Consider the following 24,999-nt stretch of genomic DNA (forward strand, 5'->3'; position numbering starts at 1 on the left):
TAAATTATAAATGATGAGTTATGAGATGTGGACTTATAACTCATTTTTTATTCTTTATACTCTTTAAATTTCTCCTTGATATCTTCATATCTCTTGTCGCCTACATAGCGTTCTTTAGCCTTGAATTCTTTGGAGAACAGGCTCTTGGAATCATTATAGTCTTTATAGTTTAGCCCGGCGATGTCGGATAGGGAGTATATGAAATCTTCGGTGGAATAAGGGCGTTTATTGTCGAAGATAAGATCGGTATGTTTTTTTCTGTACGAAGGCGACATCCATATCATAAAAGGTATTTCACTCATTGTGGGTGATACCTTTTCATATGCATGCCCTGCAAATTCACGATAGTCGTATAATTCTTCGCCGTGGTCGGAGAAATATATCATTACTGCATCTCCTTTTTGCCGGCTTTTAAGCGTTCCTATAATACTGTTTATTATGTAATCGTTGTATAGGACGGAATTGTCGAATTTATCAATTGTCTTCTTCGCTTTATCATCCCTGAATGGCGCATCTGCGACCAGATTGTCTTTTTTATTATTATATACGATATATTCTTTGGGGTATCTGAATTCGTAGGCCATATGATTGCCTATCAGATGTACCAGTATCAGCTTGTTATTTCTGTTGTTAGCGCTTTCATCGAATATTTTATCCAATACAGGCAGAACAATGTCGTCATGTTGTTTATATGTTGCTACATTGTATTTCTTTTTAGCCAGAGTTAACAGGATATCGTAGCTCGATTTGCAGTCTTCGCTGAATTCCTGATTGCTTATTAGATAAGTGTCGTATCCGCTACGGTTAAACAATTCGAACAAAGATGGTTTTTCCGTAAAGTATTCCGGATGCTTCAACTCCGACATAGATAAAATAGAACGCATGACCGGGATTGTATGTACTTGCGGCGCAACAACATCCTGATATACAATGAGGCTATCTCCAAGCTGGGATAACAAGGGGTTTGTGGTGCGCGGATAGCCATATAGCGACATATGGTGTTTGTTCAGGGATTCACCTATGACAACGATAATAGTCAATGGCACGGTGTCTTTTCGGACGGATTCTACTATGTAGTCCTCTTTCTGCCGCTCTTTTATCGTTTTTATTTCATAGCTGGTCCTTAGTTTATAGCTGACGAACGTTTTATAGAAGTTGACGAAGTAGACCGAACGCGAGACCCTGTTGATACCGACAATGCATAAGATAATGATAATACTTAAAGAAAAAAGTAGTTTATTATTGCTTATTTTTAGCTTTTTGAACGATTTCATCGTGCATATCATCACAATCGGGATAGCAGCATAAATCAATACACCGACAATAACCCATATGCTTAAATAATGAGCCACAAACTCTTTGCTTTCTTCGGGATTTGTTTCGAACAGGCTGGTTACACTGTTTTGCTCCAGCATCACACGTGCAAAAAGCAGATAGGCCAGAAAGATAGAACCCGGAATGACCGATATAGCCAGCATTGCCGAATAAATAATCTTTTCGGATTTGGAACTTAAAAAGAGGGATAGCACCCATATGGCGGCGAAAAGTAATCCGCAAACGAGAAAAACCGCGACTTTGTCGATAAAGGTAAAGTTTTGGGCAAGAGGGCATAATATAGGCACCAAAAGCAAGATGTAAAACAAGAAGAAGAATTGTATTTTTTTCCGTTTCAGTATATTTAGAACCTCACTCATTGACTGTTCTGTTTATTTGGTTTGATTTTTAATTGTTAATTACAGGTTACAAATACCTCATCAAAGAGTACAAATATAGTATTTTATTCTTACTTTTGGTACTGTTAAATATTCGGTAATATCGTATATGTAAATATGAGTAAACGGACGCCTAAAAGACCCAGGAATAAATTGCCGCGGAACAACTATCTTTTAACTAAGCCCACTTATCTGGGAGATAAGGATATTCCAATGTCGGTAGAGTTGATGCAATACGATTCTATGCGGATGGAAGTGAAGAATATCCCTTTACATACACCGTTGAAAAGCAGCATTGACAATTCGAAAGTAAATTGGTTCAGGGTCCAGGGTATCTCCGATGCAACGGAGGTAAACCGTATCTGCCGCGAATTTGACCTGCATGGATTCGATGTGAAAGATTTACTTGCCGACCAACGGGTGGTGAAAATCGTAGCCTATGATAAGGTAACCTTTATACTGATGTCGTCTTTTTATCTGGAAGGCGATGCTGATATAGACGATATGCAGGTAGCGTTTATTTTCGGTGAAAACTTCATAGTTAGTTTCCAGGAAGCCCTTATCCCTGTTTTTGATGAGGTGAAGCAGGATATTGAGGAAAACAACGGGATGATACGGCAAAAGAGTACGGACTTTTTGCTTTATATCCTCCTGAATGCTGTTAATTTATCCAATATTAACACCCTGATGACAGTAGAAGATAAGCTGGCGGATATTGAAGACCAGCTGATAATGAGGAAAGATTCAGTCGATATCCTTCAGTTTATGCACAGATGCAGGGTCAATTATATGCATATCAAGCGTATGGTGATAGCGCTAAGGGAAGAATACAGCAACCTCTTGCATAATGCCAATAAGTTGATAAAAGAAGAAAATATTGTTTACTTTAACGACTTTGACGACCGTATGCGCACCACATTAGGTGACCTGGCTTCGTTTCACGAGTCCCTGACTTCATTGCTGGATTTGTATTATAACAATAATAATCTGAAGATGAATGAAATAATTAAGCGCCTGACAGTCGTTTCCACAATCTTTATCCCACTCACGTTTATGGTTGGCGTGTGGGGTATGAATTTTAAGTTTATGCCGGAAATAGAGTGGGAATATGGCTATTTTTTCTCGTGGATGGTTTTGGCTCTGGTTGCCTTGTTTACTTATTTGTGGATGAGAAAGCAAAAATGGTTTTGAAAAACAACAGGCTGTATTTCAGATTCTTAAAGCTCATAACCCCATGATTCTATCTTGTAACTAATATTTATTAAATAACGATGAAAAAAATAGCTTGTATATTACTGATTTCATTATTTGCCCTTCCTTTCTGCCCGTATAGTATAACCTTGTCTTCACACGAAAATCAGGTTGTAAAGCCCAAAGACGATATTAAGAAAATGTTTGAGAAAGGGCTTTATACCGAAATTATAGAAGAATATGGAAATACGCCCCGTACATCATCAGCCGAAGAGTTGTCGTACGTCGCAGAATCATATATACGGTTGAATGATTTCCCGAATGCTTCCAGATACGCAGATATGGCTATACAAAAAGATGCAAGATCTGCTCGCGCACTCTACGTAAAAGGCTCTATCAGCAGTGCAAATGGAAATCATACACAAGGTATCGCCGATATACAAAAAGCTATAAATCTGGCTCCGAAACAGGCTGAATACTATACCGGCCTTGGCGATATTTATTTTGCACAGGATGATTATACAAAAGCCTTGGCTAATTACAGAAAGGCGGTAAACCTACCCGATCCGTCGGAGAAAGCCTTCTACATGATAGGTGCCGTGTATGCTAATCAGGACAATGTAAAACAGGCATTGGATACTTTCTATGTGGCCAAGTCGAAAATAGAAAAGGACAAGGAGCTGTATGTCACAGTGCTGAATAATATCGGAAAGATCGAATTTGATAATCAGAATTATAGGGATGCATCCGAAGCATACAGGGAGTTGACCGAATATTTTCCCGATGATTACTATTCTATCGAAAAACTGGTCGAGTGTTACAATGCTTTAGGCTATTACAGCCGCGCAGATGTATCGAAGGCGAAACTATATAATGCATACCGGCAGGGAGAACTTTGGAATACCAGCATTGCGGACATGTTTTGCATCGACCATTTTGCAGTAGGGAATAAAGACGTTTCCGCATATGAGCGTTTCGAAGTATCACCGTGCCGTACGATTACCAAATATATATTCTATGTGGCGGACAAAGACGGCCGTATCGATTCCACCATCACTCTCGAATTCACTCCTGCCGAAGAGGAAGGCAAAACCGGCCGTTTCGACCCTGTGATGCAGAAAGGAACGGATAAATACGGCTTTAATGTCGTATATGACGGTAATCTGGCTTATACTACACTGCAATCGGTTGTAAAGGATATTATAGATGGTAAAGTTGATCCGAAACCTTATGTGAAGTAAATTACGAATAGACCAGATACAACTGGCTGTTTACTGGTTCCTGTCCCTTTTCTTTACTCTTACCACATCTCCCGCGTCAGGGGTCAGTTTTGTATATCCATATAGAGAGACTATGCCTAATATGGCAACAAAGATAAATGCCAGACGGAAATCCGCGACCGAATAATGGTCGGTACTGCCGTTTATCATATTTGAGAACCGGAGGAATACTGCGCCCATAGCTATACCCATACCGGTCGACATCTGCTGCACGGTACTGTATAGCGTATTGGCGGCTGTCATCCGTGGTTGTGGTATGTCTGCGAAAGCAAGTGTGGTAATGGCGCTGAACTGCATGGAACGGAACATCCCCGACAGGAACATGACCACCACGATTAATACGACTGGCGTAGTCGGAAGCAGGAGTGCCGTGAAGAATGTAAACACGGCAACCATAAATCCGTTACTGATAAGTACTGTGCGGAAATTATAATGGCGCATGATCCATATCGTAGCAGGCTTCATAACAAGGTTTCCGGCCATGGTGGCAAGAAACAGCGTTCCCGATTCGAAAGGGCTTAAGCCGAAACCTTCCTGAAACATCAGGGGAACAAGGTAAGGTGCTACTCCGATTACCATGCGTGATATTGATCCCGTGAATATCGTAACCCTGTATGTTGGTATCCTGATTACCGAATAGTCTATCAATGGGTTGGATATATGCCGCGAATACCGGATATTAAAAGCCAGTAGACCAATACTGAACAAAACGACTATCCCTGAAACATAGTATGGTACTTCGGTACGGCTGAGCAATTCCACTCCATACATAAATCCGGCAAGAGCAAGGCCGCTGAGAATGAACCCCACAAAGTCGAAATGCCGTTTTACCGGAGTGTCGTCTTTCTCTTCGGGTATATGATGCCATGCAAGGACGACACAGACAATGCTGATCGGTATATTCAGATAGAATATCCAGTGCCAGTGCCAGTATGTAGTGAGGTAACCGCCCACCAATGGTCCAAGTATAGGGGCAACCAGTGCAGGCCATGTGATATAAGCCATAGCGGTCACCAGATTCTCCTTAGGTGTTGTTTTCAGTACAGCCAGACGGCCTACGGGCGTCATCATGGCACCTGCCATCCCCTGAAATATGCGGAAGATAACGAACTGGGTCAGATTTTGCGATGTACCGCAAAGGGTAGAGGCCAGTATAAAAAGAATAATAGACAAGCAGAATACCTTGCGTGTTCCGAAACGGTCGGCAATCCATCCGCTGACAGGGATGAATATGGCCAATGCGATCAGGTAAGATGTTACTCCGGCACTCAGATGTACAACATCCGTCCCAAACGACTTGGCCATGGCAGGCACAGCCGTATTCACAGCCGTGGTGTCAAGCCCTTGCATAAAGAAAGCGATAGCAACAATCAGGGAAACTGTGTAGGACTTGTTTAAAATCTTCATTTGTGAATACCGAACCTTAAAATTCGGGTGCAAAGGTACTACTTTTCAGGCAGAAAGCCTTGGTTAAACCTCAATATTAAACAAGTTCCTGTTGTTATATTTTCCTAAATTTTCGGCATTGTACCTGATATCTTCATCATACCAGTCGGCTATGTCTATCCCTGTAAGTGCCGCGCCACCTTTTATATCTAATTGTATGAAACTATGGTCGGTACATGTAATATCCAGCCCGCAGGGAACAGCATATGTATAACCTCCTGCCGATTCACCGTCAATATCGTCTTGTGGTATAGCATATACAATATATTTGCCGGGAAGTACATTGTCAAACTTGTATTTTACCGTTTCTCCCTCTTCTGATTCGCCTGTCAATAAGGTTATTGTACTACCTGTTTCGATGTTTTTCAGGCAGACATTCATTGCAGGCACGTAGTCGCTGGGGTAATAAATCAATCCTTCTATAGATGCATATTTATTGCAGGATGTGCAGATTATAAGCAGTAAGCTTATGAAAAAGAGAGTCTTTAGTGATTTCATTATTCCTGGGTTTTTAGTTTGGATAAAATACAAATGACTTATTAAAGATAGTTTCTTTTTCTATACGGAGGCTTAAAGGACAGGATAAATGCATGGAAATTATCAGTTCTAATCAATGGGAAACCTTTTTTTTATTTTTATTAACTATGTTTAGTTAAAACCTGACACATCTGACACATTTTTTACTGTTTATATAATATGTTATTTACATATATTAACTATGTATAGTTAAAAGGTAACAGGTGTATCAGTAAACAGTCATCAGTCATCAGTTAGCAGTCAACAACTCGTAAGATGTAAAAACTTTGTACCTTTGTGTCTTTGCGTGAAACAAAATAGGGTGCCCCTCGCTCGCGCAGACGTCCCGTCTGTGTGTTGCGTAGCAAACATTTTTACCCTGTCAACAAGACACGGACTGGAAGTTCGCGCCAGCAGGGGGGTAAAAGGTAACAAAGGTAACACTTATTTCAGTTAACAGTAAACAGTAAACAGTATTTCATGCAGAGACGCTAAGACGCAAAAAGTAACAAAAGTAACACCTTTTTAGCTATTAGCTGATAGCTTTTAGCCAATAGCTTATGTACAAAACTTGACAAACTTGACACATTTTCCACTATTTTTTCTCTGTGTAAGTCCTCCCTGGGGGATTGAGGGGGCTCGTTCATCATTTCAAAGAGCTATCAGCTAACAGCTAAAGGCTATCAGCTAAATATATAGATAAATGATTCGGTTTTTGATAATGTGAATTAATAGTTCCAACTACTGATTCGCATTTTTAACTAACTTCCGGTTTTCCTTACATTTTAACAATATAAGGTTAATAAATAAAAAACAGGAGAGCAGCCTGGAAGATAATATTTATAATTGACATGACCCGGATATGTTATTCAGCCTAAATTCGTTATCTTTGGCTACTATAAAAAAGGAAACTCTATGAACTGGCAACAACTCCTCTCTGCAAAACGTTTTGGAATGGAAAAATATCATGATGACAAGCATCATGACCGTACTGATTTTCAGCGCGATTACGACAGGCTTATATTTTCGTCTCCGTTTCGCCGCTTGCAAAATAAGACGCAGGTTTTTCCCCTTCCGGGCAGCGTTTTCGTACACAACCGCCTGACACATAGTATCGAGGTATCGTGTGTGGGGCGTTCGTTAGGAGAAATAATAGGCAGGGAACTGAGAAAAAAATATCCTGATTCTCCGGCTCATTTCGAAGAGATAAGCTCCATCGTGGCTGCTGCATGTCTGGCGCACGATTTAGGGAACCCTCCGTTCGGACATTCCGGTGAAAGGGCTATTACCAGCTATTTCAGAGAAGGGAACGGCAGGCATCTCGAACAGAAAGTGCGCGAGGAAAACGGACGATGGGAGGATTTCACCAACTTTGAAGGGAATGCCAATTCAATCAGAATGCTGATACATCAGTTCAACGGACGTCGCCCCGGCGGATTCGTAATGACATATTCTACATTGGCATCCATTGCCAAGTATCCCTATTCTGCGCTGGCAGCCGGTAAGAAGGGTAAATTCGGCTTTTTTCAGGCCGAGGAAGAAGATTTCAGGAAGATTGCCGACGGATTGGGAATGCTCTGCTTGCAGGAATCTCTGTTGAAGTATGCGCGGCATCCGCTTGTATATCTTGTCGAAGCTGCCGATGACATCTGCTACAGGACTATGGATATTGAGGATGCTCACAAGTTGGGTCTGCTTTCTACCGAACAGACAAAGAGTCTTTTCATGGACTTCTTTTCTGAAGAAAGACAGAAAAAGATGCTCTATACAATGCAGCGGGTAAGCGATACTAACGAGCAAATTGCTTATCTGCGTTCAAGTCTTATAGGACTGCTGGTTGATGAATGTACAACCGTGTTTCTGAACAATGAAGATACAATATTGGAGGGGCAGTTTGACGGCGCATTGATCGATCATATATCTGCCTTGCCAAATAAGGCGAATAAAGAGGCTAACGAAATTAGTTACAGAAAGATATATAAAGCTAAGGATGTAGTGGATATAGAACTTGCCGGACACCGTATCATCGGGTTTCTGCTCGATACGTTCATTACGGCTGCTACTGATGATGATCCCAAAGGTAAGTATTCGGAATTAGTATTGAGCCGTGTGTCGGAACAGTTCGAAACGGATGCCCCCACTCTCTATGGACGTATTCTGGCTATACTGGATTTTATTTCAGGAATGACCGATATATACGCGCTTGATCTCTACCGGAAGCTGACAGGAATGAGTTTACCTACAGTATAACTTATTTTGAAGGAAATATTCTAAATCCGCTTTCTTCTAAACTCAATTATCTATGAATATGCCGGATTACCAAACTGTTTTTAATGTGTAAGGGAAAACCCCGATATTCTTCGATATAATTGATAAGTAAGGAAAACCGGCTTCTGATAGTAGGATTGTAGAAAATAAAAGAGGCTGTCCAAAAAGTATTTTTTTTATATCATTTTGTCATGTTGAACGGAGTGAAACATCTCGTTTCTTAGGATCGGGATTCTTCACTCCGTTCAATATGACAATAGGAAGTAATACTTTGCTAACGTAATATTATTTTTTGGACAGCCCATTTCATATTTCCTATTCAGCCATTAATCTTATCAATCCTGGCCTGATGCCTCCCCCCTTCAAAGTCGGTATTGAAGAAGACTTCGATCATATCATAGGCCTCTTTCTGAGATACAAACCTGCCGGGCAGAGTCAGCACATTGGCATCGTTATGCATCCTGACCAGCCTTGCTATCTCCGTATTCCAGCATAGGGCGCTCCTTACATGCTTATGATGGTTCAAAGTCATGTTGATACCGTTGCCCGTACCGCAGATGGCAATGCCCCTGTCGCAGTCGCCACTGTCGATGGCCTCTCCCAGCTTATGGCCGAAGTCGGGATAATCGACACTCTGTGTACCATCATAGGTACCGAAATCGGCATAAGGGATGCCCTGTTCCCTGAACAGGCTGATGATATATTCTTTCACCGGGTAGCCGGCATGGTCACTGGCCAGTCCGATGGGTTTTGAGGGGATGGGAAATAAGCTCATGTGATAGTTCTGAGTTATGAGTTATGAATGATGAATGATAAGTTGCAGGCTGCTTTCATTCCACAACCTGCAACTGTTTGTTCTTTGTTAACTGTTTACTGTTAACTGTTTCACCTGGTTGTATACATTCTCAGGGGTAAAGCCCAGTTTCTCGTCCAGCACCTTGTAAGGGGCGGAGAAACCGAAGGAGTTCATCCCCCAGATCCTGCCTTTATCGCCTACAAGGCCCTGAAGGGTGACAGGAAGACCTGCGGTAAGGCCGAACTTCCGCTTGCCGGCAGGAAGTACGCTTTGCTGGTATGCTTCGCTCTGTGCACGGAACAGACCCTCGGAGGGTACCGATACGATACGGGTCTTAATACCTTCGGCTTTCAATAGCTTAGCTCCCTCCACAAGGGTCGATACTTCCGAACCCGAAGCCAGCAGGATAACATCGTAGTTCTCATCTTCTTCCACGATGTAAGCCCCTTTTTCAGCCTGTAGGGCTTCCGTGTAGCGGTTTACTTTGGCCGGCAGGTCGTTGATATTCTGCCGTGAGAAGATAAGGCCTGTCGGAGTGGTTTTGTTCTCCATGGCCATCTTCCAGGCTACGGTAGCTTCCTGTACGTCGGCAGGACGCAGAACCAGCATCGAGTTGTGACCGTGATGGTTCTGGAGTTTCTCCATCAGGCGTATCTGGGCTTCCTGTTCCACCGGTTCGTGGGTAGGGCCGTCTTCGCCTACGCGGAAGGCATCGTGTGTCCAGATGAACTTGACCGGCAGTTCCATCAGCGCTGCAAGGCGGATGGCTGGCTTCATATAGTCGGAGAATACGAAGAAGGTGGCGCAGGCGGCTGTGACTCCTCCATGGAGGGTCATACCGATACACAGGCAGGCCATGGTCAGCTCCGATACTCCTGCCTGCAGGAAGGCTCCCGAGAAGTCGCCTTTCTTCATGCTGCGGGTATGCTTGAGGAAACCGTCGGTCTTGTCCGAATTGGACAGGTCGGCTGATGATACGATCATATTCTCCACCTGTCTGGCCAATACTCCTAATACGGTAGCGGAGGCGGCACGGGTGGCCTGATTTGGCTTCTGTTCGATGCCGGCCCAGTCGATAGCCGGTACATAACCGTCGAACCACTGCTGCATCTTTTGTGCCGCTTCGGGATTTTGTTTTGCCCAGGCTTCTTTGGCAGCATATTTTTTTGCTACTATCTCTGCCAGTTCGGCAGCACGTTTTTCGTAGAGTTCTTTGACTTCAGGGAAGATAACGAACGGATTGGCCGGGTCACCGCCCAGATTCTCGATGGTCTTCTCATAAGAGGCCCCGGCTGCACTTAGTGGCTGGCCGTGTGTCTCCGTTTCGTCTTCGAAGCTTGTGCCGTCTGCCTTGACCGCTCCTTTTCCCATCACGGTCTTACCGATAATCAGGGTAGGGCGTTCTTTCTCGAGCTTGGCTTCTGTCAGGGCGGCACGGATCTGGGTGGCGTCATTTCCTGTGATGGTGATCACACGCCAGCCCCATGCCGTATATTTGGCGGCCACGTCTTCTTCGGTCACTTCGCGGGTCTTGGTAGACAGCTGGATGCCGTTGGAGTCGTAGAACATAATCAGGTTGTCAAGTCCAAGGTGTCCTGCCGTACGGCCTGCTCCCTGTGAGATCTCTTCCTGCACGCCTCCGTCGGAGATAAAGGCATAGATGGTCTGGTCCATGCAGTCTCCGAAGCGTTGTTTGAGGAACTTGGCGGCGATGGCCGCTCCCACGGCAAAGGTATGTCCTTGTCCGAGCGGACCGGAGGTGTTCTCTATGCCACGCAGGATATCCCTTTCGGGATGTCCCGGCGTTACGCTGCCCCACTGGCGGAAGCCCTGCAGGTCTTCCATGCTGAACTTGCCGGCAAGGGCAAGGGTGGAATACAGCATCGGGGACATATGTCCGGGATCTAAAAAGAAACGGTCACGGCCTTCCCACCGCGGGTTCTTAGGGTCGTAAACCAGAAACCCGGTGAAAAGCACATTGATGAAGTCGGCGCCGCCCATAGCGCCACCCGGATGGCCCGATTTGGCCTTCTCGACCATCGAGGCCGATAGAATGCGGATGTTGTCCGCTGCTTTGTTTAATAATTTGATTGGTGTCATCGGTTATATAAGGTAATTAATTTACATGTGTACAAAAGTAGGAAATAAGCCTGTAATATTGAAACTAAAGTATATGAAATGTTATATAAATATAAGTTATACAGTCGTTTATATTATGCCTTGCCTACAATAAGATATCTAAATATCAAGGCCTGTTTTATCTATAAGATGCTATTAATCAGTTTTATTGAAGATAAACCAAACCTCCGGTTCAGCTATTTACTTACTCCAGATTTACAGCAAGACCACCTGTAGAAGTTTCTTTGTAAAGACTAGGCAGATCATGTCCCGTCTGTTGCATCGTGCGTACAACCTTATCAAAGCTGATAAGATGTTTTCCGTCCGATAGCATGGCAAATGAACAAGAATCCAAGGCCCGTGCCGCAGCAAAGGCATTACGTTCGATACAAGGTACCTGAACCAGTCCGCATATAGGGTCGCAGGTAAGTCCAAGGTGATGTTCCAGACCCATCTCAGCGGCATATTCGACTTGCTGCGGGGAGCCTCCGAATAGTTGGCAGGCTGCTCCTGCGGCCATGGCGCAAGCGACACCCACCTCTCCCTGACAACCGACTTCGGCTCCTGACACAGAGGCATTCGTTTTCACTATATTGCCTATCAATCCGGCTGTGGCTAATGCCCTGATTATCTTTTGGTCACTGAAGTCGTGATTCATCTTCAGATGGTATAGAACAGACGGGAGTACCCCGCAGGAACCGCATGTAGGTGCTGTTACGATAATATTCCCACTGGCATTTTCTTCCGATACGGCAAGCGCATAGGAGTATATTAAGGCGCGGCTTCTCATGGAGCCCTGATAACCTTTGGCTTTAATGCTGTACATGGATGACTTGCGTTGCAATCCGAGGCCACCCGGGAGAAGACCTTCGGCATCCATTCCTCTATGGATAGCAGCTTCCATTGTTTTCCATACAGTCAGTAAATATTCGTAAATGTCTTTGCCTTCGGTATCTTCCACATATTCCCAGAATGTTTTACCTGTTTGCTGACACCATTCCAATATTGTATTCATGGTGCTTTTACCGTACAAAATTTCTCTTTTGGTTTCGGAAGTACCATCCGATAAATCTCCGCCGCCTATGCTGTACACTATCCATTCCTTTACAGGTTGGCTTTTAACGATGGCTTCGAATTTCATACCGTTTGTATGGTAGGGAAGGACGATTTCGGGTTGCCATACTATTTCTGTGGGAAATGGAAGAAGTGTATTTATTATGGCGATATCTGTCATGTGCCCTTTACCTGTGGCGGCGAGACTGCCGTATAGTGTTACCCTGAATGAGTCGGCATACTGGTTTTCGTCTTTAAATTTCTGGGCCGCTTTTTGAGGAGCCATTGTGTGGCTACTCGAAGGTCCATGACCTATTTTGTACAAATTGCGAATAGATTCCATCGGTTTACTTTATTTTGTATAATATATTTCAGTTGATCGTGTCCATATTGTCAAATTGAATTCCTCCTAACGAAAGTATGATATTAAATATTGTTAAACATATTCCGGTTGATTTTCATATAGATAAAGTAATATCAATTTAATATAAACTATAATGAATTCTATGACTTATTGTATTTTATATTTTTTATCTATGATTATTTAATGTTGGAAATGTATTAATACGTTAATATCCAAATGATTATTTTTTATTGATTTGGAATAATAAAAATAGTCAAATTTACCGTAATAAAAAAAGAAAATCATCGCTTATAAAAAGAAGTGATATTTAAATATAAAATTCTATGTTGTACAACACGTTTTTTGACAACAGAAGCTCAAAATGTATAAGTATTTTTACAACGTTTTTGCGAAAACAATCTTCACTTAGCCTTTTATAACCATGAATTGAGATACATTCCTAAATTGTATCTTGGAGTTAATCAGGGGGTAATTGATTTTTTATGATTTAATTACTCCCTGAGAACTCCTGAAGTGAAGTACTGAACACTATGAAACGATTTAATAAAGAATAATTTAAATTAATAACTAAAGTAATATTATGAGTAGTACTGAGAAAAAGAATTATTTGTTACCTATTATTATGATGATCTTCCTGTTCGCGATGATCTCATTTGTAACGAATCTTGCAGCGCCGATGGGGGTTGTACTGAAAAACCAGTTCGGAGTTTCCAATGCCATGGGTATGTTGGGTAACTTCGCTAACTTTATAGCATATGCTTTCATGGGTATTCCGGCCGGTATTTTGCTATCGAAAATCGGATATAAGAAAACTGCACTGATCGCTGTTGCTGTTGGTTTTACAGGAGTAGGAATACAGTATCTTTCGGGTGGTGCCGGAAGTTTCGTTGTCTATCTGTTAGGTGCATTCGTTGCAGGATTTTCAATGTGTATGCTGAATACAGTTGTGAATCCGATGCTGAATACGTTAGGCGGCGGCGGAAAGAAAGGTAATCAGTTGATCCAGGTCGGAGGAACATTCAATTCGTTAAGTGCTACATTGGTCCCTATATTAGTAGGTGCTTTAGTAGGTGAAGTGGCAAAAGCTAACATCACTGATGTATATCCGGTAATGTACATTGCCATGGCTATCTTCGCGGCGGTATTTATTGTATTGTCTATGGTTCAGATACCTGAGCCTCATATGGCTAAACCTGCTGAAAAAGGAGTTAAAGATAAATACAGCGCTTTATCGTTCCGTCACTTTAAATTAGGAGCAATTGCAATCTTCGTATATGTGGGTATTGAAGTGGGTATACCGGGAACATTAAACTTATTCCTTGCGGATGCAACCAGAGGTGGTGGCCTTGATGGTACAACTGCCGGCTTTGTGACAGGCACTTACTGGTTCCTGATGCTGATAGGCCGTTTTACAGGAGCTTCCATCGGAGGCAAGGTGTCCAGTAAAGTGATGTTGACCGTTGCTTCGGCCGTAGGTCTGGTATTGGTATTACTGGCTATATTCCTGCCTACAACCCAAAATATTTCTATGCCTGTATTTATGACAGATCCTGCTACAGGTGCTCTTTCATTCGGTATGACCCAGGTTCCTATTAATGCTATGTTCTTGGTATTATGCGGATTGTGCACATCTGTAATGTGGGGAGGTATCTTTAATCTTGCAGTAGAAGGTCTTGGTAAATATGTTGCGGCTGCATCAGGTATCTTTATGATGCTTGTTTGTGGTGGAGGTATCATGCCGCTTCTTCAGAACGCTATTGCCGACAGCGTAGGTTATATGGCAAGTTACTGGGTGGTATTCGCCGGATTGGCTTATATGCTGTATTACTCAGCTATCGGAAGTAAGAATGTAAATACAGATATTCCTGTAGAATAATATTCCAGGAAAATTTTACTAAATATAGGTTGGCAGCAGGCAGAAATGTTTGCTGCCAATTTTTTATGTGAGATTCCGCAAACTTTATACATATAATAAAGCACCGGTGGTACAGACGCTTTTTATTATAAGTTGATATAATTCATAATTTATAACTTATCATTAAAAAATATACCTTTGTACACTCAAATTAATAAATGATTCATGCAAAAAGATATAGACTTACGCATTACGCCAGAACAGGCGTCAGACATAGAAAAAGTAAGACGCATTTTTTCAAGTCAATCCGGTATTCCGCTTAAAGATATAAATTCGGTGCGTATTCTCCGCCGTTCGATAGATGCCCGGCAGCGGAATATATTTGTAAACCTCAGGGTGAGGGGATACGTGAATGAAGTGCAAGACGATCCAGCTTTTGTAAGTACCTATTATCCGAATGTAAAAGGTTGTCCGCAGGCTATTGTGGTAGGAGCGGGGCCGGCAGGATTATTTGCAGCATTGAGGCTGATTGAATTAGGTATATGCCCTATTATAATAGAAAGAGGTAAGAATGTCCGCGACCGGAAACGTGATACGGCATTGATGAACCGTGAACATGTGGTAAACCCTGAATCGAATTATTGTTTTGGTGAAGGCGGTGCCGGAGCATATTCTGATGGTAAGCTATATACCCGTAGTAAAAAACGGGGTAATGTGGAAAAAATATTGAATGTCTTTTGTCAGCACGGGGCGGAACTGTCTATCCTTGTAGATGCGCATCCGCATATCGGAACAGACAGGCTGCCCGGTATTATAGAAAAAATGCGTGTACAGATTATCTTATCGGGAGGCGAAGTCCATTTCGAAACCCGTATGAATAAACTGATAATTGAAAATAATACAGTAAAAGGGATAGAGACGGACAATGGAAAAACATTTTTAGGACAGGTTATTCTTGCTACCGGCCATTCGGCTCGCGATGTTTACTATATGCTGCATGACCAGAAAATAAAAATAGAGGCCAAAGGTTTGGCTGTAGGATTCCGTGTTGAACATTCATCGCACCTGATAGACCAGATACAATATCATTGCAAAGAGGGCAGGGGCGAGTTCCTGCCGGCAGCAGAATATAGCTTTGTTGTTCAGGCCGGAGGCCGTGGTGTATATTCTTTCTGTATGTGCCCGGGGGGAACAATAGTTCCATCGGCCAGTGGCCCCAAACAAGTGGTCGTTAATGGTATGTCGCCGTCGAACCGTGGCTCCCGCTGGTCTAACTCGGGAGTAGTGGTTGAGGTTCATCCCGAAGATTTTCCGGAATACGCAAAATACGATGAATTGTCCCTGTTGAAATTTGTAGAAGATTTGGAAGAACTGGCATGGCTGCACGGAGGAAAGACCCAGGTAGCTCCTGCGCAGAGGCTCTATGATTTTGTAAATGGCAAGAAAAGCGAATCTCTGCCTGATACATCTTATGCTCCCGGGGTAATATCGTCACCTATGCACGAGTGGATGCCAAGGTTTGTTTCCTCGCGCTTACAGGAAGCGTTTAAGAAAGTGGGAAACAGCTATAAAGGTTACCTGACGAATGAGGCTATACTTTTAGGTGTAGAGAGCCGGACTTCTTCACCTGTCCGTATTCTCCGCGACAGAGAAACAATGCAGCATATAGAGATAGAAGGCCTTTATCCTTGCGGCGAAGGAGCCGGTTATGCCGGGGGAATTGTTTCGGCGGCAATGGATGGAGAGCGCTGTGCGGAGGCTTTGGCGGAGAAAATAAACGGAAGCAATAAGCCTACCTGAAATAACTATACTATACAAATTTATAACTCGCAGCTATTTTTATGCTGCGAGTTATAAAATTTAAGTTAATGGTATGGGTATGTCTTTAAATTATGACATGCTTAATTTAGCCATTCATTAATGGACCGAATATCCAGCTGGCTATGGTCAGGTATATCATCAATCCCGTTACATCGACTATTGTGGCTACAAACGGAGCGGACGATGTCGCCGGATCTGCTCCTAAACGCCGGAGTATAAATGGCAGCATGGAACCTATCAATGATCCCCAAAGTACAATGCCTGTAAGGGCAAATGATACGGTGGAGCCTACCATGATCCAATGTTCACCATAAAGACTGGGGAATATAAGATGCCATACATAGATACGAAAGAAGCCTATGACCCCCAGTATAATCCCCAGACTAAGCCCCGAAACTACTTCGCGGCGGAATACACGCCACCAGTCCCGTAGTTTGACTTCTCCGGTAGCCATAGCTTGGATAACGAGTGTAGAAGCCTGTGAACCACTATTACCTCCGCTCGAAATCATCAATGGAAGAAACAGCGCCAATACTATCATTTGTGCCAATTGTTCTTCATAATATTGCATTACCGAGGCAGTGAGTAGTTCCCCTATAAATAAGATAATCAGCCAGCCAGCCCGTTTCCATACCAGTTTGTGGACGGGTAAATCCAGATAAGGCTCGTCCAGGGCCGATGTACCCCCCATCCGTTGCATGTCTTCCGAATATTCTTCATCGGCAACCCAGAGGATATCGTCTATGGTGACGATACCCAGTAAAATGCCGCCCGAATCTATTACCGGAAGGGCTACACGATTATTCATCTTAAATATCTTTATGCCCTCTTCCACAGGGTCCGGGGCATTCAGAGAAATAAGCCGTCCGTCCATAAGGTCGGTTATAGGTGTTTCCGGATCACTGATAAGCAATTCTTTTATCCGTAAGTCATCTATCAGTACACCCTTATCGTCGAGTATATATATTACATCGATCGTTTCAGAATTTTTTCCATTCTTACGGATGTACTGTAAAGCCTCTTCTACAGTATAATCTTTGGATATCGCAAGAAAATCGGGTGTCATCAGGCGCCCTATACTGTCTTCCGGATATGAAAGGAGGGTAAATACTTCTTTTCGGTCTTCGGGTGTAAGCAACGAAATAAGGCGGTGCTGTAGTTCCTGATCTTTTAGTTCTCCGAAGAAAGCAGTGCGGTCATCGGGAGGTAATCCGTTAATAATTTCGGATATTTTTTGTCCCGGAAGTTTTATGATAATACGTTCCTGTGTGGGTACATCTAATATCCTGAATACATTTACTGCCCTGTGGAGACTTAAAGTGGTAATAATCAACGGGGCATACTCAGGTAATTCGTCTATCAGATCTTCTACATCCGAAATGTTCAGATCGTCAAGAAAGATGCGCAGCATGGTAACATCACCTGCTTCAATCAGAAGCTTGGTCTGTTCTGTCAGTTGTTCGATATTCTCCTTCATCCATAAGATAAATTATAAGGTGGATAATACAAAAACAGTTCTGTCTGTGATTCTGTTTTTGGGATGAATTAGCTTTCACAAATTTGCGGTATTATTGATATTGTCAGCAACGTCATTATCCGTTTGCGAAATGCGGCTGCAAAGATAATATTTTTTTGCAGTATCAGGGTATAATGATAAATTTTTATCCCAATGCCGGATATTGCCGTTTTGGGAGAAGTTTATCGATATAAGTAAAAAATGAAGAACTGTGAATTTTACCCTGTTCGTAAATATGCTAATTGAATGAATAGTCGAAATAAGGATCTGTTTAAATTTTAACCGGATATTTTTTATATATCTGAATATTTTAAATGAAATAGTGTTATATTTGCAACGTAGTTTCATTTATAATGTTGTTGCAAATATGGGTATTGAACAAATATTAAAATATCACAACCTGAAAAATACAGGTTGCCGTAAGTTCATAATCAGTGAGTTGCTTAATAATAATTCAGCTTTGTCAGAGAATGAAATTAAAAAGGCCTTACCGGATTTATTCGATAGAGTTACATTTTATCGTTCCCTGAAGACGCTGGAAGAGAAGAATATTATCCATCGTATTGTCCTGCATGATTCTACGGTTAAATATGCCCTTGATAAGGAAGCCTTACCCAAGGGAGAACATGCTCACTTTCATTGTATAAAATGTGATGTGGTAACATGTCTGGAAACAGAGGTTCAGGCGCCGGTTGCCATGCCCGAGGGATTTTCTGTAGATTCGGTAGAGGTCTTACTTGAAGGTACATGCCCTGATTGCAAAATATAAGAGCCTGTAGCCGGATATTTAATTATAAAGAAATCAAAAACATATTTACTCAAAAATAAAACAGTCGGATGACTTTTATGAAAAAGATATTATTTATACTATTCTTCTCTGTTATTTATCTTCAGCTTTCGGCCCAATCAACCTGCTCATTATCGGGAAAAGTGACAAACCGTAATACTGGGACACCGATAGAGGGGGCTGCTGTTTCAATAATAAATACGGCTGTGGGCGAATTGACCGATAGCCTTGGTGTTTTTAGCTTTTGTCATTTAAAAGATGATAATTATACTCTTCTTGTAAACTATATAGGATATGAAACCGATACTGTTTATGTGGGAATACATAACGATACACTTCTCGATATTCGTTTAAAACCTTTGGCTGTAGAACTCGGAGAGGTGGAAGTTTCGGCAGGATATATAGAACCCGTTATAAGGCAAATAGACTATGATAAACCATCTACATCTTTTAATAAGATGTTAAGTGTTTTACCGGGTGTAGCTACCATGAATATCGGAGGAGGTACGTCAAAACCTGTGATAAGAGGGCTGAGCGGCAACAGGGTAGCTGTAATAAACAGAGGTATTGGCCAGCAGAATCAGCAATGGGGAGCCGACCACGGCATAGATATGAACCTGCTGGATATATATAATGCGAGTGTGTATAAGGGACCAAGTTCATTGTTGTTAGGTTCGGGTACTACAACCGCGATAGAGATACAGTCATATGGCTTTGAAAATAAGGATTTCTTCAAAGGTGAAGCACAATTATATGGTGCGTCGAATAATGATTTATACGGGGCCGGGCTTACTGCCAGATGGCAAAAGGGCAACTGGTTTTTGCAAGGTGCTTACAATTATAAAGATTATGCCGATTACAGGTTACCCGCCGAAAAAGCGGACTATGAGTCGCAGGAAATTGCTTTCCCGGACAAACGTTTACCCAATTCAGCGGGGAGGGAATATTCACTTTCGGGAACGGTCGGTTTCAGGAAAAAGAATGTGACTACATATATGAATGTAAGTAACAACTACCAAAAGAGCGGGCTTTTTGAGTTGGAGGAAGATCATTCCGGCCATGATCATGGTGATGCGGATGATGACCATGATAATCCCGATCATGATGCAGATAATTCACACCGGAATATAACTATGCCATACGCTACTGCAAATCATTTTGCGGTAACGAATAATACAGAGTGGAAAACATCGGCGTTTCGTTTGTCTGTAAATACAGGTTATCAATATAACCATCGTCGCGAATACGAGCATTTTCACGAACATTATGAAGGACAGCCCGAGCCAGGGACGGACGATGATATTGCAGTAGATTTCAAATTGAGGACATATTCGTCCAATGCCCGGCTTTTCCTGGATGAAAAGGAGAATTGGACAAAAACCATCGGCGCAAGCGTAGAATATCAGCAAAACAGAGTAGGGGGCTTCGAGTATTTCCTGCCGCGTTATAATCAGATATCAGGTGGATTATCTTTTATAAATACATTCCGCTTTACAAATGAATGGCTGTTCTCAGCCGGAGCGAGGTATGATTTCGGAAATATGGATGTCACAGGCTTTTATGATAATACTCTGGCTACCTACCTTAAAGAACAGGGATACGGTGAAGAGGTCGTGAGACAATACGCGCAGCGCGCCTATGATGTTGACCGTAACTTTGGCAGCTGGTCGGCAAGTGCAGGACTGGCATATACACCGTATTTATCTGAAGGTCTAACATATAAGGCAAATGTCTCCAAAACTTTCCGGTTTCCTTCGGCCAATGAACTTGCAGCAAACGGTGTACATCACGCAGCGTTCCGTTACGAGATTGGTAATCCTGAATTGAAAGCAGAGAACGGTTATACACTGGATTTAGGCTTAAATTATGATAACAAGGCGGGTTTTTCCGTCGAATTCAGTCCCTTTGTAAATTATTATTCCAATTTTATCTTTTTACAGCCTGTGGAGGAAACACCTGTATCGCTCTATGATGATAAGCCTTATCAATATTCTCAGGCAAAAGCGATATTTACAGGAGCAGAGTATAAAATTACATGGTTACTGCTCAGGCAACTGGAATTTTCTTCTGCCGGAAGTTTTGTGCTGAATAAAAATCTGGATGACCATAATCCCCTGCCTTTCGCCCCACCTTTGACAATGACCAATGAGATAAAATACTTAAAAGATACAGGTAAAAGGAAAGGACTGACATATTATCAATTATCAGCCTCCCATCAATGGTATGCAAAGCAAAGCCGGGTAGGTTTTGATGAAGCAAAAACAGCCGGTACCAGTTTATTTCATGCGGGTGCGGGGTTCGATTACCGGTTTACTCCTAAGTTTGCTGTTAATTTCAGTCTGCAGGTGCAAAATATATTTAATACGCGCTATCTCAATCATATAAGCCTTTATCGCCGGTTGAATATACCCGAGCCGGGAAGGAATATACAAGTCTTTTTGCGCATTCCGTTCAATGGCTGATAAGCCTGGATTGCCAATAATCTAAAAAAACGTTTAGCTGTGGCCTGTAACTCGCAACTTTATTGTATTTTCGTAATTGCAATTTTAGATAATATGTAATGAGGAATTTTTGCTTGTTTATTGTTACGCTTATTCTGTTGACCGGCCTGTATTTTTCATCATGTGCAAAGGTTGAGGGTGATGAGACAGAACCACCTGCGATATCAGATGTAAGGATTAATAAGAATGATACGTTGATGTACGGTAATCTGGTCATTAAGATGAATGATAGCCTGAATGATAATCCAAATAGAATGGATACGGTAATAGCCACTAAATGGATGTATATATATGCCCGGTTTACGGATAATGAGGCTTTATCTACCTTTAAAGTGGAAATAAATCCTGAATATAAAGATAAGAGAGGACGGGAAAATGTGAAAGACTCCATAATGCCAATAGTCAAGCTAGGGCAAATGATATTTAATCAAAAAGATATAACAGTATATCGTAACAGGTTGCTTCAGATACCCGACACCATTACCCGAACCCGTAAAGATGGAGATGTGTCGGTTATGGATACACTGGTCTTAAGTCAGAAGATCTATGATATGAAAGTGGCAGTGATAGACAAAGCCGGAAATGGAGATTCTATTATGGACTACAAAGTTGTATTAATGAACCGGAAGTCGTTGTATGACGTAAGAGTCGGACAGAAATAATATTGTATTAAATAACTGGAAGCATGAATCTTATCCGGATTCATGCTTTTTTTATGCATTTATGCTCGGTAACTTTATCTATAATCCGTATTTTTGCGGCGACAATTTATTTTATTAACAAATTCTAGAAAAATGAATCGAAAACATTTTAAGGAAAGACCGGTCTACCGTTTCAAACGCTTTGTACGGAAGGCCTACAGTGCATTCAACAGTATGCACAGAATTGTAAACATCGGAGTGGTAAGGGGATGTGCTATTTCATTCCTTACTGTATCTACAATTACTGCACAGACTACTACCGATGGCGAACAACAGCAAAAAGTATTGGAAAAGGAACTCGATGAAGTGATGGTCACGGCATCCCGGGTAGAGACTCCGATCAATCAGACGGCAAAGCTTGTTACGGTAATCACAAAAGAACAAATTGAGCAGTCGCCCGTCCGCAGTATTCAGGATCTGTTAGTCTACGCCGCTAACATAGACGTAGTTCAAAGAGGCGGACACGGTGTACAAGCCGACATTTCGATCCGTGGCGGATCGTTCGACCAAAATGCAGTACTCCTCAACGGAGTAAACCTTTCAAACGCCCAGACAGGGCACTACAGTTTCGACATTCCCATCAATCTTTCCGACATCGAACGCATCGAGATCATTCATGGCCCGTCAGCTCTTATTTACGGTTCGAGTGCTTTCTCCGGAGGAATCAACATTATCACTAAGAAGAATACGGATTACAAGGCCTATGCCAGTGTAGGATCCGGGATGCACAAACTTCGGGGAATGGAAGTGCGTGGTACGGCAAAAACGGGTATGACAACCAATAGCCTGTCGGTAGGCTATAATTCTTCGGATGGTTATATTGCAAACAGTGATTATGATATTTATAACGTATTGTGGCAAACACGTTTCAGACTCAAAAATGAATCGAAACTGGACCTGCAGCTGGGATATAATGATAAAAAATACGGTGCCAATACATTCTATTCTCCTAAGTTTCCAAATCAGTATGAACGAACCAGTACGTATACGGGTTCTCTGAAAGGGGAGTTTGGTTCCAAGCTAAAAATAGTCCCGATTATTTATTGGAACAGGCATCACGATCAGTACGATCTGGTGAAAGATACCGATTACGGGCGGAATTATCACCGCAGCGATACTTACGGGGCTAACCTTATTTTCTCATACAGGTCGAAATTAGGGAATACCAGCCTTGGAGGTGAAATACGCAGGGAAGATATTATGAGTACCAACCTGGGAATGCTTATGGTTGAGCCACACCGTAAATATACGAAATATGACGACCGGACAAATGCCAGCGTATCACTGGAGCATACCTACAGCATAGAGCAGTTCGTATTATCCGCAGGGGCACTGATGAATCATAATACATTACAAGACAATCAATATAAGTTCTATCCATCGGTAAGCGCGACTTACCGCCCTACGGATAAAGTAAACATATCGTCGTCGTGGAGCAAGTCAACACGTGTGCCTACCTTTACCGATATGTACTATAAAGCACCTACGCACATCGGCCGGAATGATCTGAAGCCGGAGAAATCGGAATCTCTGGAGTTAGGCATAAAATATAAAGATAATCTCTTCAGTGCATACCTTACAGGCTTTATACAATGGGGTCGGGATATTATCGATTGGGTGAAAGAGAACCCGGCAGATGAAGCATACACTGCATGGAATTTAAGTAAAATAGATACTAAAGGCGTGGAAATGGGAGCTAAATTCCGTATCGGAGATATACTTCCCGCGTTGGGCGGTAAATCATCACTGGCTTTGGATTATATCCGTATGCATCAGGATGGGGATACGAAGGGCCTCATATCTATCTATTCGCTGAACTATTTGCGGGATAAGTTTACGGCAAAATTCAATCATCAGATATATAAAGGACTCTCAGCAGGCTGGTATTTTCGCTTCCAAAAGCGGATGGGCACTTACGAAAAATATGAAAATCTGATAAAAGTGGGTGATGAGCATTATCCTGCATTTTCAACCCTCGACCTGAAATTGAACTATGAATATAAAGATGTGGTATTCAATCTGAATCTGAATAATCTTTATGATACACATTACTTCGATAGGGGAAATATACCTCAGGCCGGCTTTTGGCTAATGGGAGGTATTAGTTATACTTTCAGATAGTAATGCCAAAGAATAGTCAGAACTTTCTTCTATATAATTAATTCAAGTTGCTATTTATAGAATTATCCAATAAAAAAGGTCAATCCCTTAACTTTGCGGTGCTAACACACAAAAAAGGACTGACCATGGTTACAAAAACCATTGCAATATACGTATTTTTTGATGATATATTGAAATCGATGAACCACAAAGAGCCTGAGAGCCGTAAGACCAGTGATGCGGAAATCATTACGGTAGTTCTGATTGCCGCCCAGTATTTTGCAGGCAATATAGAGAAATCCATCTGTTTTGTCCGTTCTACCGGATTGATGCCTCGTATGCTTGGCAAAAGCCGCTTCAACCGCAGGTTGCACAATATAGGAGAATTTCTTAGCCAACTCTTTTTCTATACAGGCCAGGCAATAAAGGGTATGAGCCTTGAGACAACTTATAGCATCGATAGCTTTCCTGTAGAGGTCTGCCATAATATACGCATAAGTAGATCCAGGATTGTCAAAGGGGAACAATACCGAGGTAAATGTGCTTCCAAACGTGTTTATTTTTATGGTTTTAAAGTTCATATGATAGTTACTTCGGATGGTATTCCCGTAGAATTTACCTTTACAGCAGGCGGAATCCATGATATTGACGGTATAAAACAATTGCCGGTCAACCTGCCTGATGGAAGTCAACTTCTGGCTGATTCCGCTTACACTGATTATTTGCTTGAAGACATGCTGGCCGATAATAATATTTATCTGAAAGCTGCCAGGAAAAGTAATTCCACAAAGCCGCATAATCCGTGTATGGAATATCTGATATCTATTCACAGAAAGCGGATTGAAACAGCTTTTAGTGATATTACCAAGTATTTGCCTAAGAAAATTCATGCCGTCACTCAAAAGGGGTTCTTGATTAAACTTATTGCTTTCATTTGGGGATATACTTTTGATAAAATTTACAATCTATAAATA

17 protein-coding genes are annotated in these 24,999 nt (G+C 42.1%); 10 read left to right on the forward strand and 7 right to left on the reverse strand.

The features are described 5' to 3' along the window. Positions 1-47: 47 nt before the first annotated feature. Positions 48-1,694, reverse strand: a complete 1,647-nt coding sequence (locus ACYQ3L_RS12725) for a sulfatase-like hydrolase/transferase (RefSeq protein WP_379997164.1) — start codon at positions 1,692-1,694, stop codon at positions 48-50. Between the two features lie 135 nt (positions 1,695-1,829). Here ACYQ3L_RS12725 and corA point away from each other — a divergent pair, with 135 nt between their 5' ends. Continuing rightward, a complete protein-coding gene (gene corA, locus ACYQ3L_RS12730) occupies positions 1,830-2,903 on the forward strand; it encodes a magnesium/cobalt transporter CorA (protein ID WP_379997166.1) in 1,074 nt (357 codons plus the stop codon). Between the two features lie 80 nt (positions 2,904-2,983). Next, positions 2,984-4,144, forward strand: coding sequence for a tetratricopeptide repeat protein (locus ACYQ3L_RS12735; protein ID WP_379997168.1), 1,161 nt, complete (start codon positions 2,984-2,986; stop codon positions 4,142-4,144). A gap of 30 nt (positions 4,145-4,174) precedes the next feature. Here the strand turns inward: ACYQ3L_RS12735 and ACYQ3L_RS12740 are convergent, their stop codons facing one another. Together ACYQ3L_RS12740 and ACYQ3L_RS12745 are read right to left on the reverse strand one after the other, a co-directional pair. Then, the gene (locus ACYQ3L_RS12740) at positions 4,175-5,590 is read right to left on the reverse strand and encodes a DHA2 family efflux MFS transporter permease subunit (RefSeq protein ID WP_379997170.1); all 1,416 of its coding nucleotides are present in this window, start codon (positions 5,588-5,590) and stop codon (positions 4,175-4,177) included. Positions 5,591-5,653: 63 nt separating this feature from the next. Then, complete coding sequence (locus ACYQ3L_RS12745) at positions 5,654-6,127, reverse strand: hypothetical protein (protein WP_379997172.1); 474 nt, start codon at positions 6,125-6,127, stop codon at positions 5,654-5,656. Positions 6,128-7,060: 933 nt separating this feature from the next. Here ACYQ3L_RS12745 and ACYQ3L_RS12750 point away from each other — a divergent pair. Beyond that, a complete protein-coding gene (locus ACYQ3L_RS12750) occupies positions 7,061-8,395 on the forward strand; it encodes a deoxyguanosinetriphosphate triphosphohydrolase (protein ID WP_379997174.1) in 1,335 nt (444 codons plus the stop codon). 337 nt (positions 8,396-8,732) lie between these two features. On the opposite strand, the gene ACYQ3L_RS12755 is transcribed toward ACYQ3L_RS12750, so the two are convergent. The 3 genes from ACYQ3L_RS12755 to ACYQ3L_RS12765 all read right to left on the reverse strand — a co-directional run bounded on the left by ACYQ3L_RS12755 (position 8,733) and on the right by ACYQ3L_RS12765 (position 12,723). Next, positions 8,733-9,188, reverse strand: a complete 456-nt coding sequence (locus ACYQ3L_RS12755; RefSeq protein ID WP_459952414.1) for an RpiB/LacA/LacB family sugar-phosphate isomerase — start codon at positions 9,186-9,188, stop codon at positions 8,733-8,735. Positions 9,189-9,275: 87 nt separating this feature from the next. Further along, complete coding sequence (locus ACYQ3L_RS12760; protein WP_459952375.1) at positions 9,276-11,309, reverse strand: transketolase family protein; 2,034 nt, start codon at positions 11,307-11,309, stop codon at positions 9,276-9,278. A gap of 223 nt (positions 11,310-11,532) precedes the next feature. After that, complete coding sequence (locus tag ACYQ3L_RS12765; RefSeq protein WP_380001111.1) at positions 11,533-12,723, reverse strand: L-serine ammonia-lyase; 1,191 nt, start codon at positions 12,721-12,723, stop codon at positions 11,533-11,535. Positions 12,724-13,324: 601 nt separating this feature from the next. Here ACYQ3L_RS12765 and ACYQ3L_RS12770 point away from each other — a divergent pair. Further along, positions 13,325-14,620: an MFS transporter gene (locus tag ACYQ3L_RS12770; RefSeq protein WP_380001109.1), complete on the forward strand. Its 1,296-nt coding sequence runs from the start codon at positions 13,325-13,327 to the stop codon at positions 14,618-14,620. Positions 14,621-14,824: 204 nt separating this feature from the next. Then, a complete protein-coding gene (locus tag ACYQ3L_RS12775) occupies positions 14,825-16,399 on the forward strand; it encodes an NAD(P)/FAD-dependent oxidoreductase (protein ID WP_380001107.1) in 1,575 nt (524 codons plus the stop codon). Positions 16,400-16,505: 106 nt separating this feature from the next. On the opposite strand, the gene mgtE is transcribed toward ACYQ3L_RS12775, so the two are convergent. After that, positions 16,506-17,897: a magnesium transporter gene (gene mgtE, locus ACYQ3L_RS12780; protein ID WP_380001105.1), complete on the reverse strand. Its 1,392-nt coding sequence runs from the start codon at positions 17,895-17,897 to the stop codon at positions 16,506-16,508. Positions 17,898-18,303: 406 nt separating this feature from the next. Here mgtE and ACYQ3L_RS12785 point away from each other — a divergent pair, with 406 nt between their 5' ends. The 5 genes from ACYQ3L_RS12785 to ACYQ3L_RS12805 all read left to right on the forward strand — a co-directional run bounded on the left by ACYQ3L_RS12785 (position 18,304) and on the right by ACYQ3L_RS12805 (position 24,996). Continuing rightward, complete coding sequence (locus ACYQ3L_RS12785; protein WP_380001103.1) at positions 18,304-18,705, forward strand: Fur family transcriptional regulator; 402 nt, start codon at positions 18,304-18,306, stop codon at positions 18,703-18,705. Between the two features lie 77 nt (positions 18,706-18,782). Further along, the gene (locus ACYQ3L_RS12790) at positions 18,783-21,185 is read left to right on the forward strand and encodes a TonB-dependent receptor (RefSeq protein WP_380001101.1); all 2,403 of its coding nucleotides are present in this window, start codon (positions 18,783-18,785) and stop codon (positions 21,183-21,185) included. 98 nt (positions 21,186-21,283) lie between these two features. Then, a complete protein-coding gene (locus ACYQ3L_RS12795; RefSeq protein ID WP_380001100.1) occupies positions 21,284-21,886 on the forward strand; it encodes a hypothetical protein in 603 nt (200 codons plus the stop codon). A 132-nt stretch (positions 21,887-22,018) separates the two neighbouring features. Beyond that, complete coding sequence (locus tag ACYQ3L_RS12800; RefSeq protein WP_380001098.1) at positions 22,019-24,046, forward strand: TonB-dependent receptor plug domain-containing protein; 2,028 nt, start codon at positions 22,019-22,021, stop codon at positions 24,044-24,046. Between the two features lie 125 nt (positions 24,047-24,171). Continuing rightward, positions 24,172-24,996 (forward strand): IS982 family transposase, encoded by an 825-nt coding sequence (locus ACYQ3L_RS12805; RefSeq protein ID WP_459952367.1) that lies wholly within the window; start codon positions 24,172-24,174, stop codon positions 24,994-24,996. Positions 24,997-24,999: the final 3 nt, after the last annotated feature.

Source organism: Dysgonomonas termitidis (assembly GCF_054657735.1).

What these genes read in the sequence shown, in the direction of transcription:
- ACYQ3L_RS12725 (WP_379997164.1), bottom strand. Translation starts at nt 1,694, where the DNA reads ATGAGTGAGGTTCTAAATATACTGAAACGGAAAAAAATACAATTCTTC.
- corA (WP_379997166.1), top strand. Translation starts at nt 1,830, where the DNA reads ATGAGTAAACGGACGCCTAAAAGACCCAGGAATAAATTGCCGCGGAAC.
- ACYQ3L_RS12735 (WP_379997168.1), top strand. Translation starts at nt 2,984, where the DNA reads ATGAAAAAAATAGCTTGTATATTACTGATTTCATTATTTGCCCTTCCT.
- ACYQ3L_RS12740 (WP_379997170.1), bottom strand. Translation starts at nt 5,590, where the DNA reads ATGAAGATTTTAAACAAGTCCTACACAGTTTCCCTGATTGTTGCTATC.
- ACYQ3L_RS12745 (WP_379997172.1), bottom strand. Translation starts at nt 6,127, where the DNA reads ATGAAATCACTAAAGACTCTCTTTTTCATAAGCTTACTGCTTATAATC.
- ACYQ3L_RS12750 (WP_379997174.1), top strand. Translation starts at nt 7,061, where the DNA reads ATGAACTGGCAACAACTCCTCTCTGCAAAACGTTTTGGAATGGAAAAA.
- ACYQ3L_RS12755 (WP_459952414.1), bottom strand. Translation starts at nt 9,188, where the DNA reads ATGAGCTTATTTCCCATCCCCTCAAAACCCATCGGACTGGCCAGTGAC.
- ACYQ3L_RS12760 (WP_459952375.1), bottom strand. Translation starts at nt 11,309, where the DNA reads ATGACACCAATCAAATTATTAAACAAAGCAGCGGACAACATCCGCATT.
- ACYQ3L_RS12765 (WP_380001111.1), bottom strand. Translation starts at nt 12,723, where the DNA reads ATGGAATCTATTCGCAATTTGTACAAAATAGGTCATGGACCTTCGAGT.
- ACYQ3L_RS12770 (WP_380001109.1), top strand. Translation starts at nt 13,325, where the DNA reads ATGAGTAGTACTGAGAAAAAGAATTATTTGTTACCTATTATTATGATG.
- ACYQ3L_RS12775 (WP_380001107.1), top strand. Translation starts at nt 14,825, where the DNA reads ATGCAAAAAGATATAGACTTACGCATTACGCCAGAACAGGCGTCAGAC.
- mgtE (WP_380001105.1), bottom strand. Translation starts at nt 17,897, where the DNA reads ATGAAGGAGAATATCGAACAACTGACAGAACAGACCAAGCTTCTGATT.
- ACYQ3L_RS12785 (WP_380001103.1), top strand. Translation starts at nt 18,304, where the DNA reads ATGGGTATTGAACAAATATTAAAATATCACAACCTGAAAAATACAGGT.
- ACYQ3L_RS12790 (WP_380001101.1), top strand. Translation starts at nt 18,783, where the DNA reads ATGAAAAAGATATTATTTATACTATTCTTCTCTGTTATTTATCTTCAG.
- ACYQ3L_RS12795 (WP_380001100.1), top strand. Translation starts at nt 21,284, where the DNA reads ATGAGGAATTTTTGCTTGTTTATTGTTACGCTTATTCTGTTGACCGGC.
- ACYQ3L_RS12800 (WP_380001098.1), top strand. Translation starts at nt 22,019, where the DNA reads ATGAATCGAAAACATTTTAAGGAAAGACCGGTCTACCGTTTCAAACGC.
- ACYQ3L_RS12805 (WP_459952367.1), top strand. Translation starts at nt 24,172, where the DNA reads ATGGTTACAAAAACCATTGCAATATACGTATTTTTTGATGATATATTG.